Origin of the sequence: Leptospira jelokensis (assembly GCF_004769635.1) — a bacterium.
Classification (GTDB): domain Bacteria; phylum Spirochaetota; class Leptospiria; order Leptospirales; family Leptospiraceae; genus Leptospira_A; species Leptospira_A jelokensis.
Genome location: NZ_RQGH01000015.1, coordinates 1 through 15,821 on the forward strand (window position 1 = coordinate 1; position 15,821 = coordinate 15,821).

General features: G+C 39.0%; 11 protein-coding genes and 1 pseudogene. 2 read left to right on the forward strand and 10 right to left on the reverse strand.

Translation table 11 applies throughout. From position 1 onward, the window contains the following. Together EHQ62_RS18700 and EHQ62_RS07950 are read right to left on the reverse strand one after the other, a co-directional pair. Positions 1-93 (reverse strand): hypothetical protein (locus EHQ62_RS18700; protein ID WP_244241696.1); only part of this gene is annotated, 93 nt, incomplete at its 3' end. Between the two features lie 46 nt (positions 94-139). Continuing rightward, positions 140-742, reverse strand: a complete 603-nt coding sequence (locus tag EHQ62_RS07950; protein WP_208720648.1) for a hypothetical protein — start codon at positions 740-742, stop codon at positions 140-142. A 57-nt stretch (positions 743-799) separates the two neighbouring features. On the opposite strand from EHQ62_RS07950, the gene EHQ62_RS07955 reads away from it, so the two are divergent. Then, a complete protein-coding gene (locus EHQ62_RS07955; protein ID WP_244241690.1) occupies positions 800-1,048 on the forward strand; it encodes a hypothetical protein in 249 nt (82 codons plus the stop codon). After that, a pseudogene (locus tag EHQ62_RS07960) lies at positions 951-2,522 on the forward strand (SpoIIE family protein phosphatase); the annotation flags it as partial. The gene EHQ62_RS07955 and the pseudogene EHQ62_RS07960, both read left to right, overlap by 98 nt. On the opposite strand, the gene EHQ62_RS07965 reads toward EHQ62_RS07960, so the two are convergent. The 8 genes from EHQ62_RS07965 to EHQ62_RS08000 form a co-directional block, all read right to left on the reverse strand. Further along, entirely contained in the window at positions 2,455-3,294 is an 840-nt protein-coding gene (locus EHQ62_RS07965; RefSeq protein WP_135641719.1) for an undecaprenyl-diphosphate phosphatase, read from the reverse strand. The pseudogene EHQ62_RS07960 and the gene EHQ62_RS07965 sit on opposite strands and share 68 nt — an antisense overlap. A gap of 6 nt (positions 3,295-3,300) precedes the next feature. Next, positions 3,301-3,978, reverse strand: coding sequence for a lipoprotein LipL31 (locus EHQ62_RS07970; RefSeq protein WP_135641721.1), 678 nt, complete (start codon positions 3,976-3,978; stop codon positions 3,301-3,303). Between the two features lie 100 nt (positions 3,979-4,078). Beyond that, positions 4,079-7,501, reverse strand: a complete 3,423-nt coding sequence (gene mfd, locus EHQ62_RS07975; RefSeq protein ID WP_135641723.1) for a transcription-repair coupling factor — start codon at positions 7,499-7,501, stop codon at positions 4,079-4,081. 3 nt (positions 7,502-7,504) lie between these two features. Next, the gene (gene panC, locus EHQ62_RS07980) at positions 7,505-8,362 is read right to left on the reverse strand and encodes a pantoate--beta-alanine ligase (protein ID WP_135641725.1); all 858 of its coding nucleotides are present in this window, start codon (positions 8,360-8,362) and stop codon (positions 7,505-7,507) included. Further along, on the reverse strand, positions 8,359-9,651 hold the full coding sequence (hisD, locus tag EHQ62_RS07985) for a histidinol dehydrogenase (RefSeq protein ID WP_135641727.1): 1,293 nt from the start codon (positions 9,649-9,651) through the stop codon (positions 8,359-8,361). The genes panC and hisD overlap by 4 nt, the downstream gene beginning before the upstream one ends. A 43-nt stretch (positions 9,652-9,694) precedes the next feature. Further along, positions 9,695-10,846 (reverse strand): LIC11435 family protein, encoded by a 1,152-nt coding sequence (locus EHQ62_RS07990; RefSeq protein WP_341866973.1) that lies wholly within the window; start codon positions 10,844-10,846, stop codon positions 9,695-9,697. 19 nt (positions 10,847-10,865) lie between these two features. Next, the gene (locus tag EHQ62_RS07995) at positions 10,866-12,989 is read right to left on the reverse strand and encodes a FecR domain-containing protein (protein WP_135641731.1); all 2,124 of its coding nucleotides are present in this window, start codon (positions 12,987-12,989) and stop codon (positions 10,866-10,868) included. Between the two features lie 5 nt (positions 12,990-12,994). Continuing rightward, entirely contained in the window at positions 12,995-15,820 is a 2,826-nt protein-coding gene (locus EHQ62_RS08000) for an adenylate/guanylate cyclase domain-containing protein (RefSeq protein ID WP_135641733.1), read from the reverse strand. Position 15,821 lies beyond the last annotated feature (1 nt).

Here is a 15,821-nt window from a genome sequence, read left to right on the forward strand (position 1 = left end):
AGGATCAAAAAAACCCCAGGCCAAAGAAGAACCATCATGTGCTTGTACTTCGACAATATCCCCCGCACTTGTTCCCTCTGCGACAGATTCGATGGCTCCTGAAAATACCCAAGGATGAAAATTTAATACTGCCTTTTCTTTATTCTTCTTTAAAGAATTGGGATTGGATTAGGTTAGATGGTCCGAGTATGATTTTATCTTGTTCGATTCCTCCTGATTTTTGAAAGTAGAGTTGGATTTGAATCAAAATCAGATTTTTTTTACCTGATTGGACTAAGGACGCAGGAATCGGATAAATTCTCACCTTATCATAGTATTGTGGCAGTGGCGAATTCCATTCTCCAGTTTTTCCAATCAAATTTCCATTTAAAAAAGTTCGGTCCCTGTCATTGATGATTCCTAGCCGAAGGCTGTATTGTTCGTTTGGATTTTCATGGAATTGAACCCATTTTGCAAGGAAAACAGTCCTTTGATTGGTTTCATTTTTTTGATTTGGTGGCAGGTTACCTGGAATCTTTATCCGTTTCCACTGGTAGTTAAAAAAATTTTCTTCACTTAGATTTTGGATATCGGATTCACTCATTTGATGATCCAAAAAGTACCAATTTGAACTCGGGTCTGAAGAGGAAGAGTCGAGAGACAAATTGGATTTCGGATCTGTTTGGATGTTAAAATCCAAAATGGGTTCGGCGTCCATTTGGGAAAAAGAAACGACAAGAAGGATGATGAACTTTTTTATCATAATATCGAGGGGATAATTTCTTCTAGAGAACAATTCGTAAATGCAATTGGATGAAAAATGGTCATTCGTTTAAAGAAGAATAAAGAAAAGGCAGTATTAAATTTTCATCCTTGGGTATTTTCAGGAGCCATCGAATCTGTCGCAGAGGGAACAAGTGCGGGGGATATTGTCGAAGTACAAGCACATGATGGTTCTTCTTTGGCCTGGGGTTTTTATGATCCTCTTTCGGAATTGGAAGAAAAAGGAAAAAAAGGCAATTTCTATTACGTTTGGACTGATCATTGTACTCATTGCTGCACTCATTGACACTGCTACCAATCGTAATTTTTGGGTGTTTCCTCGTATCATGGGCTATGCGTTTCTATTTTTTAATGGATCACTTGCGATCATCCTTGCAAATTCCTTTGTTAAGTTAAATGAACAGGTTGAGGATCTGAATCGAAACTTAGAGAGAAAAGTAGAAGATAGAACTGTTGCACTCCATGATTCCTTATTCCAATTGCAAAACCTAAAAGAAAAACAAGATGGTGATTATTTTCTAACATCTCTTCTCATACAACCTTTAGCAAGGATCGAAAATAAGATTCCAGAATTAAGCATTGAGTCTTATGTCAATCAGTATAAAAAGTTCCTTTTTCGAGGGAAAACTGGCGAAATTGGTGGTGATATTTGCATTGTAGGCAACATCCAACTGGAATCAGGTGATTATACTGTATTTGCCAATGCAGATGCTATGGGCAAATCAATCCAAGGTGCAGGTGGTGCCCTTGTACTCGGAGTTGTATTCCAAGCAGTTTTATCTAGATCTAAATCCAGTTATACGAAAAAAAGACCACCTGAATTGTGGCTCAAAGATTTGTATGTTGAACTGCAAGCAGTCTTTGCTAGTTTTGATGGTTCCATGTTATCGAGTGTTGTGCTTGGTATGGTTGGAAGGGATGGATTTGTTTACTATACCAACGCAGAACACCCATGGAGTATCCTTTACCGAGACGGTGTAGCTTCCTTTATTGAAACAGAATTATCGATGAGGAAATTAGGGTTTCCAAAAAACAATTCTCAGTTCCAAATCAAAACATTTTCTCTATTGGATGGAGACGTTTTGCTCATCGGATCCGATGGTCGGGATGATATCAGTATCAAACAAACAACAGGCGAACGTTACATCAACGAAGATGAAACTTTAATTTTACGATTTGTAGAAAGGTCAGAAGGAGAATTATTACCCCTTGTTCGTGAAATTAACGAGAACGGAGAGATTACCGATGATATTTCATTTATCAGAATCGCCTACCGGGACAAAACTGATAAAAAAATGATTTCGGAAGATATCCGAAAACAATTTTTAGAAATCCAATCAAACGCCAAAGCGGGCCATTTGGATCAAGCTTTAGGTGATTTATTACGTCTGATCGAAACAAACCCGCATCCCAATTTCCATTCTTTTGCGGGAAAAATCTATTTCCAAAAGAAACTTTGGAACGAATCCATCACACACCTAAAAATTGCGGTCAATGAAAATCCAACCAAGGAAACTTTGTTTTATATGATTGCTAAATCGGAATTCCAATTGGGAAATTTCCAGGAAGCCATCCTATGGAGCGAACGAGACTTTCTACGAAACAAAGAAAACAAAAGGAATACAAAACTATTTTTCCATCTTTTAGACATCTCGCAAAATCAGGATAAAAAGAGTTTTTATTTAGAATTTCTTAACCACGTAGAAAATAAAGAATTACTAGAATCCCTAATGCAATCCGATAAACACCAAATGATATGAAACTCCTTCTTCTAATGAAGGCCATAAAAAGTTTGATGATAAAAAAACAAATGATAAAGGATACAATGCTTCCAAAAATAAGTAACCCAATGGTTTCTGAATTTAAAATGGCACGGTGTTTGTACAATTTATAAAGTCCAGCCAAGGTCAAAACAGGAATCGCAAGGAAAAAAGAAAATTCAGCACTGTCTTTTTTGGAAACTCCTAAGGTCCTAGCAGAGATAATTGTTGCCGCCGACCTAGAAACACCAGGGATCAATGCAAAACATTGCAAAAACCCAACGATCAGTGATTCTTTCCAACCTATCTTTTGGCCACTGCTATCATCTAAATGTTTTTTTTCAACAAAGACCATGACAAGTCCGCCGACAAGCCAGGATCCCCCGAGGATCAAAAGAAGGTCTGATCTCATTTTCACTTGGTCAAGCCAGGATTTAAATACAAAACCGAGGATTAAAATCGGTAAAATTCCAATGAAAAGGTTTAAATAAAAATGTAAGCCCGCGGCATCCTCAGTTTTTTTGAAACTGTATAAGATGGCTGATTTTAAATGGGTCCAAAGAGTTCTAAAATAGAGGACCACAACGGAAAGAATGGCACCAGTTTGAATGAAGATATCAAACAAATCTTCAAACGCTTCGTGAGGGACAGATAGATTTTTAAACGGGAAAAAATAACTAAATAAAAATAAATGGCCAGTGGATGACACTGGCAAAAATTCCGTGGCAGCTTCGATGATGCCACGTAAAAACGCGTTTAATGTATTATCCATTGAACCTTAGTTATTTGGTGCTGGTGCGGGTGTTTGTTCTTCCGTTTTTTTCTTAGGTGCAAGGTAAGCATCTAAATCAAACTTTTCATTTCGTTTGATGCTTACTTCCTCTTTGATCCTTTCTACAACCAAAGGAAGGTACTCTCTCGTTTGCATTTGTTTTAAGTTTGCTTTTGCAAACATTTTACATTTGTCGATTGTGAGATTTAGGTTACGGTCAATTTTTCTCATTCTCTCACATTCAGCAAGTGCCTGCTCGTCAGTGATTTGAATTTTTTTCTCAACTTGTTCAGATACATACATCTGGGCAATTGTTTGCATCTCAACTTGTTTGATCACTTCTGCGACATCCGGTCTTGAAATGTACCCATTTTTTTCAGCAACCAAACGCGTCATGATCATCTGCCTATAAGTTTGGTAGAAATTTTTCTTTTGGAGTTGGTAGTTAAGGTCTTGGAAGTTTGGAGGGACTTCATTTATGTCTTTTTCAATGAATTCCAAGAGTGTCTTTTTCTCGATGTTTTGCAAACGGCTAATGGAATCGAGAGCAGTGTCGTAAGCTGCTTCAAAATCTTTTACGGTGATTTTGTGGTTGTCTAAGGTTTCGATGACCGGGGAAGAGTCAGAACACTGAACAAAGGCCAAGGATGCCAAAAAAACAAATAATGGGAGGATTTTTTTCATATTATTTTAGTGCCAAAATAGATTTGAGATGATGGTTTCGCCAATTCCCTCAATGTCTATCTTTTTTTGAGAGAAAGGGATTGATTCCTTTGCTTAAAATTTAAGCGGCAAGGAATTCTAAAATACCCAGTAGTTTTTTGATTTTTTTAAGATCCTCTTTTTCAATATTCGTATAACGTAATACAGATGGTTCAGAAGGCGCTATGGTTAGGCCTTTGAATTGGCTCATCGCTTGGATGACCCGGTCCGGATTTCCTCTGAAGTACGTTCCGCACTTAAATAAAATTTCATCAGGTTTTTCAGTCACAAATTCAAAACCCAAATTGGATGATAAAGTTCGAATTTTCTCAAGTTCCACGAAGGTTTTTGCAATTTGTGGTAATTCTCCAAATCGGTCTTCCATCTCCAAAGACAGTTCTTCAATTTCATCCAAGTTGGCAGAACCTTCAAACCGTTTGTAAAACTCGATTTTTTGTTTGGTGTCTGGAATGTAATCATCTGGGAGATAAAAATTGGTTTTTAGGTTGACTGCAGTCCTTACTTCCACTCGGACTTCTTCTCCTTTGATTCGTGAAATTGCTTCTTCTAACATTTTCACATAGAGATCAAATCCAACCTCCATAATGTCTCCCGACTGCTCCTTGCCAAGTAAGTTCCCTGCCCCTCGAATTTCAAGATCTCGCATCGCAACTTTAAAACCAGAACCTAACTCTTGGTATTCGAAAATGGTATTCAGACGTTTTTCCGCAAGCTCAGTCATCAGTTTTTTGGAAGGATAAAACATATACGCATATGCCTTTCGATCAGAGCGGCCCACACGGCCTCGGATTTGGTAAAGCTGCGACAGACCAAACATATCCGCTCTTTTGACAATCAAGGTATTCACATTGGGCATATCAATTCCGGATTCAATGATGGTTGTGGTGACAAGGATATCATATTTCCTTTCATAAAAATCCACCAAGGTTTCTTCGATTTCGTCTTCTGTCAATTGGCCATGTAGGATACCAACAGACACTTCTGGAACAAGACTCCTCACATAGGATGCTTCTTCTTCAATGGATTCAACTCGGTTGTACAAATAGAAAACCTGACCACCCCTTTCGATTTCTTTACGAATCGCTTCTTGGATAAGGGTATCATCTTCTTCTAAAACATATGTTTCGACACTTTGTCGATTTTTAGGAGCAGTAGAAATGATTGATAATTCTCTAATTCCCGTGAGTGCCATATGTAAGGTACGTGGAATGGGTGTGGCTGTTAATGTTAAAACATCCACCAAGTTCTTAAATTTTTTGATGGATTCTTTATGCGTCACACCAAACTTTTGTTCTTCGTCGATTATGAGTAATCCTAAATTTTTTGGTTTCACTTTGGAAGATAAAATGGCATGTGTTCCGATGAGCATGTCAATTTTCCCTTCTGTAAAATTCTTCAAATCTTCCTTTATTTCCGAAGCAGAACGAAACCTCGAAACAAAAGCAATTTTAATGGGATAATTTTCATAACGTTGTTTGAATGTATTAAAATGTTGAAGAGAAAGGATGGTAGTTGGTGTGAGTAACATCACTTGTTTTCCAGCCATGATCACTTTAAAGGCAGCTCGAATGGCGACTTCCGTTTTACCATAACCCACATCCCCACAAACCAAACGGTCCATAGGCCTTTGTGATTCCAAATCCTGTTTTACTGCTTCAATGGCAGAAATTTGATCCGGTGTCTCTTCGAATTCAAAAGCAGCTTCAAACTCTTCTTGCCAAATGGTATCGGGAGGAAAGGCAAAACCATTTAACTTCATTCGATTTGAATACAATAACACCAGTTCTTCGGCTAGCTTATCTACGGATTCCTGGACTCGTTCTTTTGCTTTTTTCCAGGAATTTTTGCCTAAGGTATCAAGTTTAGGTGAATCGGTCCCTCCGATGTACTTTTGGACAAGAGAGATTTGATCGAGTGGTACAAATAAACTATCTCCACCAGCATATTCTAATTTTAAAAAGTCCCTTTCCTTTCCATCTGCCTTGGTTCGTTCCATTTTGATAAAACGGCCCACACCATGGTTCACATGAACAATGTAATCTCCTTCTTTTAAATCTATGAAGGATTCAATCATCTGGGAAGATTGTTTTTTATAACGAGTTTTTCGTTTGTATTGGCGACCAAAGAGATCGTTGTCTGTAAAAACAAAAATTCCTTTTTCGACCAATTGGAATCCACGTTTCAATTCAGATACAATCAAATGGATGCCAGGTTTGACAGTCGCAAAAGGAAATGGGGTCGGTTCTTCTGAGTTTTCCCCAATCGTTGTCACTTCTGTTTCGGAGAACAAACTTTTTAACCTGAGCATTTGTGCAGAAAACGAAGATGTGATGAAGATGGTATGCCCTGGGTTTTCCGAGAGTAATTCTAAAAAATATTCCTTGGCTTCTCGGATTTTACCTCGGAATCCTTTTACTTCTGTGATCGGCGCATACGAAAAATTGTGTTCCGTGCTTGGCAATAGGGAAAACTGAATCCCTGGTGTACCTTCACTTGTCAGAGCCTTCCATTCCCTTCCAAAGGACAATAATTCTTCCGGGGGCAAACAAAGGGATTCATCCTTTTTCTTTTCAAAAAGAGTTTTGTATTCCCTTTCCATTCCAAAACTTCTTTCCTTTGTTTCATGGAATTTGGGGAAAATTAAAATTGGATCTTCTTTAAAGAACTCTAAGAACCCTTCTTGTTTCCTTACGAGTGGTAAATGTTCTTCGATGATTTCTGTTTCTTGGTCAATGGGAAGTCGTTTCCCAACAGATTCTTTTATCCGATTTTGATACGCTTCTATTTCTTTCTTAGATACGATCGTTTCATTGGCTGCTGTGATGACAACCTCATCGATCTTCGCAATTGACTTTTGAGTATTGGGATCAAATGTTCGTATTTCATCAACTGTATCTCCAAAAAAATCGATACGAACTGGGTTTGTTAAAAAGGGAGTATAAATATCTAAAATCCCACCCTTCAAACTAAAGTGGCCAAATTGTTCACAAACTTCTTCTCTGTGATAACCAAGTTGGACGAGCTCCGAAAGTAATAATTCCAGAGGAAAATCAACACCTAACTTAAGTGTGACGGATTTTCCTTGTAAACTTTGTTTTTCAGGTAACTTTCTAAGGATTGCGGCAACAGAGGTAATGACAAGGCTACGATTCCCTGCCAATATCTGATTGATGGCTAAAATCCGATCACGTTTCCATTCTGCTTGCCATTTCGTGTATTCATAGGGAATGTTTTCTGGCCCTGGGAAAAAATAAATTTCTTCTTTATTTAAAAAACTTAAGAGTTCCCGTGAAAAACTTTCAGCTTCTTGGTTTGTTGGTAACACCACAACAAATGTTTGGTTAGGATTGGTTGTTTTGTAGAGTTCACTTGTTACAAATGAAAACGCAGACTCTGGGATTCCACTCAAATTGACCAAGGTCTGTTTTGCTTCAGAGAATACAAGTTTCGGATGGTAAGGTCGGAGTTGGAGATCTTTAGACATTGTTTAAGTAGGTGGACAATTTAATATTTCGTTGTCTATGAGGCGGACTTCACCAACAAAGACTGCGGTCGCAAGAAGTATCTTCCCAGAAAGATTTGTTACTGGTTGTAAGGTTATGGGATCTACCACTTCTAAATAATCAATTTTTACATTCATCCCAGTGAGTAAAAAATCAGTTAGGATTTCCTTCCAAACTTTGAGATCCCTCTCCCCACCCATTATTGTTTTTTTTGCCAACTGGAACATCCTTGGGATTAAGCTAGCAGTTTCTCTGTCTTTTGGAGTTAACCGTAGATTTCGTGAACTCATAGCAAGACCGTCTGATTCGCGTTTGGTTGGAACACCAACCACTTGGATTGGAAAATTTAATTCCTCTACCATCGCAGAAATGACCCGGAATTGTTGGTAATCCTTTAGGCCAAAAAAAGCAAAATTTGGCTCTGTTAAATGAAAGAGTTTTGCTACAATTTGTAGTACACCTTCAAAATGCCCTGGCCTAGTCCGACCGCATAGGCTTGATTGTAAACTGGGAATGCTCATCTGGATCGGTGTGGATGTTTTTGGATACATCACATCCACATTTGGTAAAAATACCAAATCGACACCTTTTTCTTCGCATAACTTTAAATCGGCGTCCGTATTCTTTGGATAAGCAGCAAAGTCTTTTGGATCATTGAATTGGGTTGGATTGATAAAAATAGAAACGATGGTTTTGGAACATTGTTTTTTAGAAGTTTCGACGAGGTCCATATGGCCAGCGTGTAGTGTTCCCATCGTTGGACAAAAACCAATGCTATCTCCATTTTGTTTCCAGGTAGAGAGTATTTTTTTTAGTTCTGAAATCTCACTGGCAACGATCATCGAAAACCCTTTGTTCTCACTTTCACACTTGTACCATGTTCTTCATCCAGGCCTTCCAATTCTGACATGAGTTTGACAAATGGGTATAAGGTTTCTAAAGATTCCTTTGTCACTTCTTGGAAGGTCACTCGTTTGAGAAAGGTATCCACACCAAGAGAGGAATAAATCCTGCTTCCACGTGCTGTCGGAAGGATATGATTTGTTCCGGATATGTAATCTCCCATCGCCACTGGGGAATAGGCACCAAGGAAAACACTCCCCGCATGTTCAATTTGAGAGAAAACAGCCTCGTTGTCAGTCGTTTGGATTTCTAAATGTTCAGGTGCAAGTTCATTCGAAAACCAAATGCAATCTTCCATCGATGGGAAGACAAGGATCCCTGAGTTTTCATAAATTGCTTTTTGTTTCATTGCCAGACGTTTGGGACGTTCTACAAAAGCAATTTCCAATTCTTCTTGGACACGTTTAGCAAGGGTAACATCGGTTGTGAGTAAAATTGCTGAAGAATCTTCTCCATGTTCTGCTTGGGATAACATATCACAGGCGATCCAATGCGGGTTTGCCTCTTTATCCGCAATGATGCAAACTTCACTTGGACCCGCTGGGCTATCAATTCCAATCAGTCCTTGTCCGCTTAAGTAAGATTTGGCGGCGGCAACATAGGCATTGCCAGGACCTACAATGAATTCTGATTTGGGAACCGACTCTGTCCCATACGCACAAGCGGCAATCCCTTGAGCCCCTCCAACCGTCACAATCCGATCAATTTCTAAAATTTGTGCTAACCAGATTAAAATTTCTGGAATCCCCTCTTTTTGGGGTGGTGTGATGAGTTGGATTCTTGGAACCCCTGCAATTTTTGCTGGAATGATTCCCATTAATACACTTGAGGGATACAAAGCCTTTCCCCCAGGAGCATACACAGCAAGAGAAGGAATGGGAGTGTACTTCACACCTAACCGATTCCCATCGATGGTCTTAGACCAAGCCTCTCGTTTTTGTTCCTTATGGAAGGTTTCAATATTTTCCTTGGCTCGTAAGAATGCTTCTTTGGTTTTTGGATCGATATTGGTTTTGATGGATTTCGGATCAATGGTGAGCCCATTTAGTTTGATCCCATCAAACATTTCTGTATAAGAGTATAAAGCCGAATCTCCTTTGGTTCGCACATCCTCTAAAATTGGCAAAATTCGATTGGTGGCAGTGGTGAGATCTTCCCTTGCCCCTTGGAGGAAACGAGAGGTTAACTCTTTGGAACTTCGATCACAATAAAGGATGGGAATTGGCATAATTTCATCTTGGTAGGAAGTGCCTTCCTAAACAAGCTTTTTGTCAAAAACGAGATGAGAATTCGATTTGGTAACGTGAACCAACTTCCATCCCCGGCCTTGTTTGGGAGAAACCAGATTCCTGTATAAGGGATGCAAAAACTCTTTGGTTTTCGCTACCGATACGAATCCCTGGTTCTTTCATGGCCACGTTGCGTTTCGCTGAGAAATACGAATCTACTAAATTGTATACCAAAAAGGCACCAAGGATTCCAGCACCTACCTGAATTACACCTAACTCTGATTTTGCGCGATTAAAACTTGATTCTGCATTGCTGCGATTTAAAAACCATAACACTTGCGTATCTGGATTTTCTGCAAGGATGGCTCCGAGTAATACTGCCGATTGGTAATCTGACCTTGCCGCTAAAAATCGGTTATAAGAATTGGCATACAAACCTAGTGCAGAAGCTGCCACAACAGGGTAAACATACAGTTTCCAATTTTTCCCATCGATGTACTTTTGTCCCCAGCCAGGCAAAACAGACGAACGCCATAATGTCGACCAATACGGTGTTTCGTAATAATCTTCTGGAATTTCCTTTTTGATGATGCGTTCTTGGCGTTTGGCAAAATTTGCGGCTCTTTCTTTTGAATCCGACAATACAACACGTTGTTTGACGGTTAAAGTTTTGTTTCTTGGGTTTTCTAAAACAAGATCATAAATCCCAGTATCCGAATCGGGATCTACTGCAAAGGTTGCTTTGGCAACCGAATCAGATTCGATGACCACTTTTTTGGCAGCAATGCGTTTGCCACCAGTCACCATGTACACCTTCATGGGATGGATGAAGTCTTTCCCTTCTAACAAAAATACTTTTTCCTTTTCTTCCTTAGATACGGAATACACTGAATCTTTTGTAAGGGTAGGAACTCGTGACACAACCACTTCAAATTTTACCCAATCAGAATAACTCCCCACTTTCCCAAGTTTATTGATCACAGCTACCCTGTGTTCATAAACCCCCGAGGTATAGTTCACCAAATCATATGTGGTCCCTTTTACTTTCTCGGATAAAACGAGATAACCACTCGAATTTTTGATTTCTAATACATAACCTGTTGCCCCTTCCACTTCCATCCAACGTAACTGGTGTTGGGTGGACTCCTCTACCTCAGGCTCAGAATACAGAGTTGTAGTGACACAGAAGACCATAAGGGAACTGTAAAAAATCTTATTCCACATAAATCGTCCCTGGGGTTAAAATTTTAGGAACTTTTAGTTCTGGAACTGAAATGAAAAAATCTTGTTTGTTTGCCGCAGACTCACGTTCCGATCCATCATTCGCTTTATAAATAGAACTCACTTCCCAACGAAACCGCCCTACATTTAATTTTTGGATTTCATTCATTTGGAATTTATTGGAATTTATCCTTTCATTCAAAATGATTTTCTCACGGATACCAGACACATCGATGAGCTTTAAGCGGTAACCAGTAACTTTTTCAGCAGGTTTCCAATTGAAACTAATGTAATTTTTCGTAAACAGGTCGATTGTTTCATTTCGCGAAGGTGATAATAAATTAGGTGGTTCTACATTGGATGCCATTTGAAAATTCCGAGTCACACTCACATTGGATTCATCACCCGAAGACTTCACTCTCCAATAAAACTTCCCTAATTCCTTTGATCTGAATTCAAAATAATTTCCATCTACCGATTCTTTCACAATGGTTTGAGAGAAATCAGCCTGCCTTGCAATTTCAATTTCATAAGTCGACTTTGAAGTGAGTTTTTTCCATTTGAGAACAACAAGATTCCTTTCATCCACTTCTACTTCTGCACCTTGGTTTGGGCTCACTAATTCCATCTCTTCTTTGGCGATGACTACAAGTGGAAACGGTTTGGAATCAAAACTTATCCCCCCATTTCCAATCCCTTTCACTCGCCAATAGTATGTGCCAACCTTAAGTCCCGTTGTCAATTTATAGAAATTGTTTTTTACCTTTGCGGAATCGACTACATTTACAAAATTTTGATCATTTGAAATTTCCCAAATGTACGATTCGAAATCTTTATCATCCTTCCAGGAAAAAAATAATTGTGATTTTGTGAGTTCTTCTGCGATCACCTTACCTCTATTAGGCTCTAATAATTCTGGTGGGCTCGTGTTCGTTTTCTTTTGGATTTGAAACGAGGTTATGGAAGTGATTTTATCGGTGATTCCAGGCAGGTTTGATTTTGCTTGGACTTTTGCATAGTAGGTTCCTTCCCTTAGGGTATCAAATGCCAATGATTGGTTCTGGGTTTGTTTTGTTGCTACGATTTCGGAAAAGGAACTGTCTCGCGCAATCAACACAGTATAGGAAGAATACAATTCCAATTGATTCCAAACAAACCGAATGATGGGGATTTCGTTGGAAAAAGAAATCACTTCCCCATTTTTAGGAGATACTATTTTTAAAGAAGGGTCATTTAAGATACGGAACTGAAACACTTCTGTGACTGCTTTGGATTGGTTTGATGGATCTGTATAGGACACCCTCCAATAATAAGATCCTGATTCCAATTTTTTTGTAACAGTAGCGGATGTTAACTTTTCTCGGACCAAGGATTTTGAAAAATCTGGAAAAAAAGAAATTTCTAGTGTAGGATTTGCTTTTTTTAAGGAATCAACATTCCAACCAGCCAAGGCAAAATTGACCTTTTCAGAACCAGAATCTGATAAAATATTTTTTCTATCCTCAGGACTTACCAAACGAAACAATTGTTTCGCAACTTTTACACCAGACTCAGAGACATTGGCAATTTGGTCTTTTCCAATGGTTTCTTCTTTCCCATTAGAAGTGAGTTTTGCTTCCCCTTGGTCAACTTTGATATTCAATTCTGTTTTTGTTTTGTCGAGTTTGATATCTCCATTGGATACTTCGACCGTTTTGTCTCCGGCAGTGATGTTCATTTTGATTTCGCCAGAAGAGCTAGCCTCTCTTGCTGCCTCAAAAGATCCATATGCAAAATTAATATTGATGTTTTTATCTGAGATATCGAGTAAAATCATCGAGTTTTCGGAAATATTGATTTTTGTACCATCATTCAAGGTTAAAATGGCATCAGACAAACCTTCTGTACGAATTGTATCGCGATTTTTCACCTCAGTTCTTGATTCAATCAAATCCCAAACAACTGCATCATTGTATTTTCTAAGTACCGTTTTATTTTTGAAAGTGATGACACCAATTGTTGGTTCCGTAGAATCATTGGCTTTAGAATTGAGATTCCGATACAATAAAATAGAAAATAACAGGATGAGTAAGATTAGTCCCGTTACCACAAATTTTGTATCATTTAACAAACGCATGGTGATTATTTATGAGTCCTTGTGAAAACCCCATCCCAATCTTTGCCTGGAGAATTCAAATTGTATTCTTCACATCGCTCAATGAGCATCCGACCTGATTTGTCTTTTGTACCTTTTACTTTCTCTGAATCTTGGAAGTATTGGATTGCCTTTTTCCAATTTTGTTTGAGGTATTCCTCAAATCCCAATTCATACAAAGATGCAGCTTCTAACAAATTTGATTCTAACTCTGTTCTGTAGCCAATCAGTTCATGGATTCGAACGGGTTCATTTTTTCCCTTCACTCTTACTAAATCCACGAATCGTGTGAGCATCTCGTCCTTGATTTTATCACGAATTGGATCTGTAATGAGGATATTCACTCCGTAATCCTTACCTGCTGCTTCAAGCCTTGCAGCTAGGTTAACCGTATCGCCCATCATGGTGTAAGATGCGAGGGCATCTGTACCCATAAAACCAACCTTAGCTGGGCCAGAATTGAGACCAATCCTTGCATCCATTGCTTGTGCTTCTTTTGAGTATAAATTATTTTTGGTCCAGTACTCTCTCAGTTCCTTTAGTTTTTTCACCATATCCACACTGGCTCTCGCAGCCTTTAATTCGTGGTCGATCACAGGTACTGGTGCATTGAAAATTCCAACGATGGCATCACCAATGTATTTGTCCAAAACACCTTCGTGTTGTTTCAAGATGATAGTCATCGCGGAAAGGTATTCATTGAGAAGGGAGGCAAGGTCCGCACTCTTTAGCTGTTCTGAAATCGTGGAAAAACTCGCAACATCCGAGAAAAACGCTGTAATATGAGTTTCCGATCCTCGTTTTAAGGCGGCAAGGTCGACCATGGCTTCTTGGACCACCACAGGATCGATCATACTCCCTAAGATGTTTTTTACCTTTTCCCTTTCTTCCAAACCCTGTCCCATATCAATGAAGTATTTGGTTAGAAGTCCCACCTCATCTTGGGTTGTGGGTTTGATTCCGATTTTAAAATTACCCTTCGCAATTTCAAGAGTAGCACTTAATAGCTGTAATACTGGCTTTGTGATTGTTTTGGAAAAGAAAAATACAAAGATAAGAGCAGAACACAAACCAATCCCGGCAATATAAAGATTGGTTCTTTGGCTTTTGTAAACAGCCGCAAATGCTTTTTCTTCCGAAACAATGGTGATGACACCCGCATCGGCAAACCCAATCTTTTGGAAAGAACCTAAATAATTCCCTCCCAATTCTTCATCCAAATAACTCATCTGACCCGTACTTGGCGCACTGGTAAGCATCGTTTTGACAATGGGCATACCAGTTAAATCAGTGGCCGCTAAAACTAAGTCTTCTTTCGGATGGGCAAGTACAGTACCCGAGCCGTTTACCATAAATGTGGTTTCAATTCCCTTTTTGGAAAAGGCACCGATGATTTTTTCTAATTTGACAATGATTACAAGGGCATTGTCTAATTCCCCATTTTCCGCTGTGGGAATGGCAATCGCAAAGGAAGGTTCGACAAACCCAGGACTCGAATTGAGGAGAACGGTTTGTCCATTGAAGGCCTCTGCCAGGGCGTCCCTGTTCCTTTCCACAACTGCGTGGAAGTCATCTTCCGTGACGGAACTTTTTTTCAGTTCTTCTTCATTGAATACCTCTCGTTTTTTCACAAGGGTATCCCCTCTTTTTTCAAAAATTCCTAAGTAAATGAATTCCTTATCATTTTTGAAAAATGTTTTGAGTAAAAGTTTTCTGTCATCTTCAGGCAAACCTTGTGTTGTGAGAGTGATTGCGATTTGACGCCCCTTTTCCACAACACCCAAAATATCGGACTTAACTTTTGATCCAATGATCTCAGCAATCCGTAAATTATTATCACGTAACTGTAGTTCAATGGATTGTTTAAAATAAAAGGAGGCAATGATAATGATGGTGGCAACTGAGAGGATAAAAAGTAAACTAATGACCCCCATCATTTTCAACTGCAAAGAAAATTTGGTATTGACTGTGGAGTCGATGGTGTCGGGTACTTTAGCTTCATCGATTTTATCTTTTTCAGATCTGGTATTATCTGAGATTTTTTCTTTTGTAGTTTCGCCACCCTCAGGTAATGATTGTTTGCCATTCACCTGATGCCCGTTTGTATGCATTATACCATCACTTGTGGCAAAGGAAGATTCAATCATATCATAGGGATGGTTCGGATCTTCTTCTTTTCCCATTCCATCCGTATCATTTCCCAAACTTTCTATTGTTTGGATTTTAGGTGAATCGGTGGATTTGTTTGGGACGGTTGTTTCGTTTTCAAAAGGAACCGTAACCAATTCCATTTGGCGGAGTTTTGTTTTCCCACTCTCACCAATCAGCTCCAAAGGCGGGTAAGATAAACTTTTTGTTTCGATTTCCTTTGTTTTTACAACTGCTTCTGGTATAGAACTTGTTTTTCCCGTGAGACCAAACCTGTGAGTGATGCGGTCGGGTGATATCCTATCATCAAAAAGGTATTCAAGCCTTGCAAAAACAGACCGTACTTCCACCTCAACGTTTTTCGGATAAATGACAAAGAGATTTTTGCCTTCACTTGCTTGTGTAAGTTCTTTCGCCAAATACTTGTTTGCTGAAATATTATGAATGGATAAAAAAGGATATTCAAAGTGATTGTTTTGGAAACGAATCCCCCAAGGAGGAGGCCCAAATCGGAATTCAAGTTCCCTTGTCCTCCGTGTTTGGAAAAATATAGTGATGCCTTCCTCCCCTTTCCAAGATTCCAAACTAGGAAGGGTCTCATCCCAAACAAGTAAGATGAGTTTGGACGTTTTTAAGAAGGGAATTTCGGCAGAAATTTCTAACATA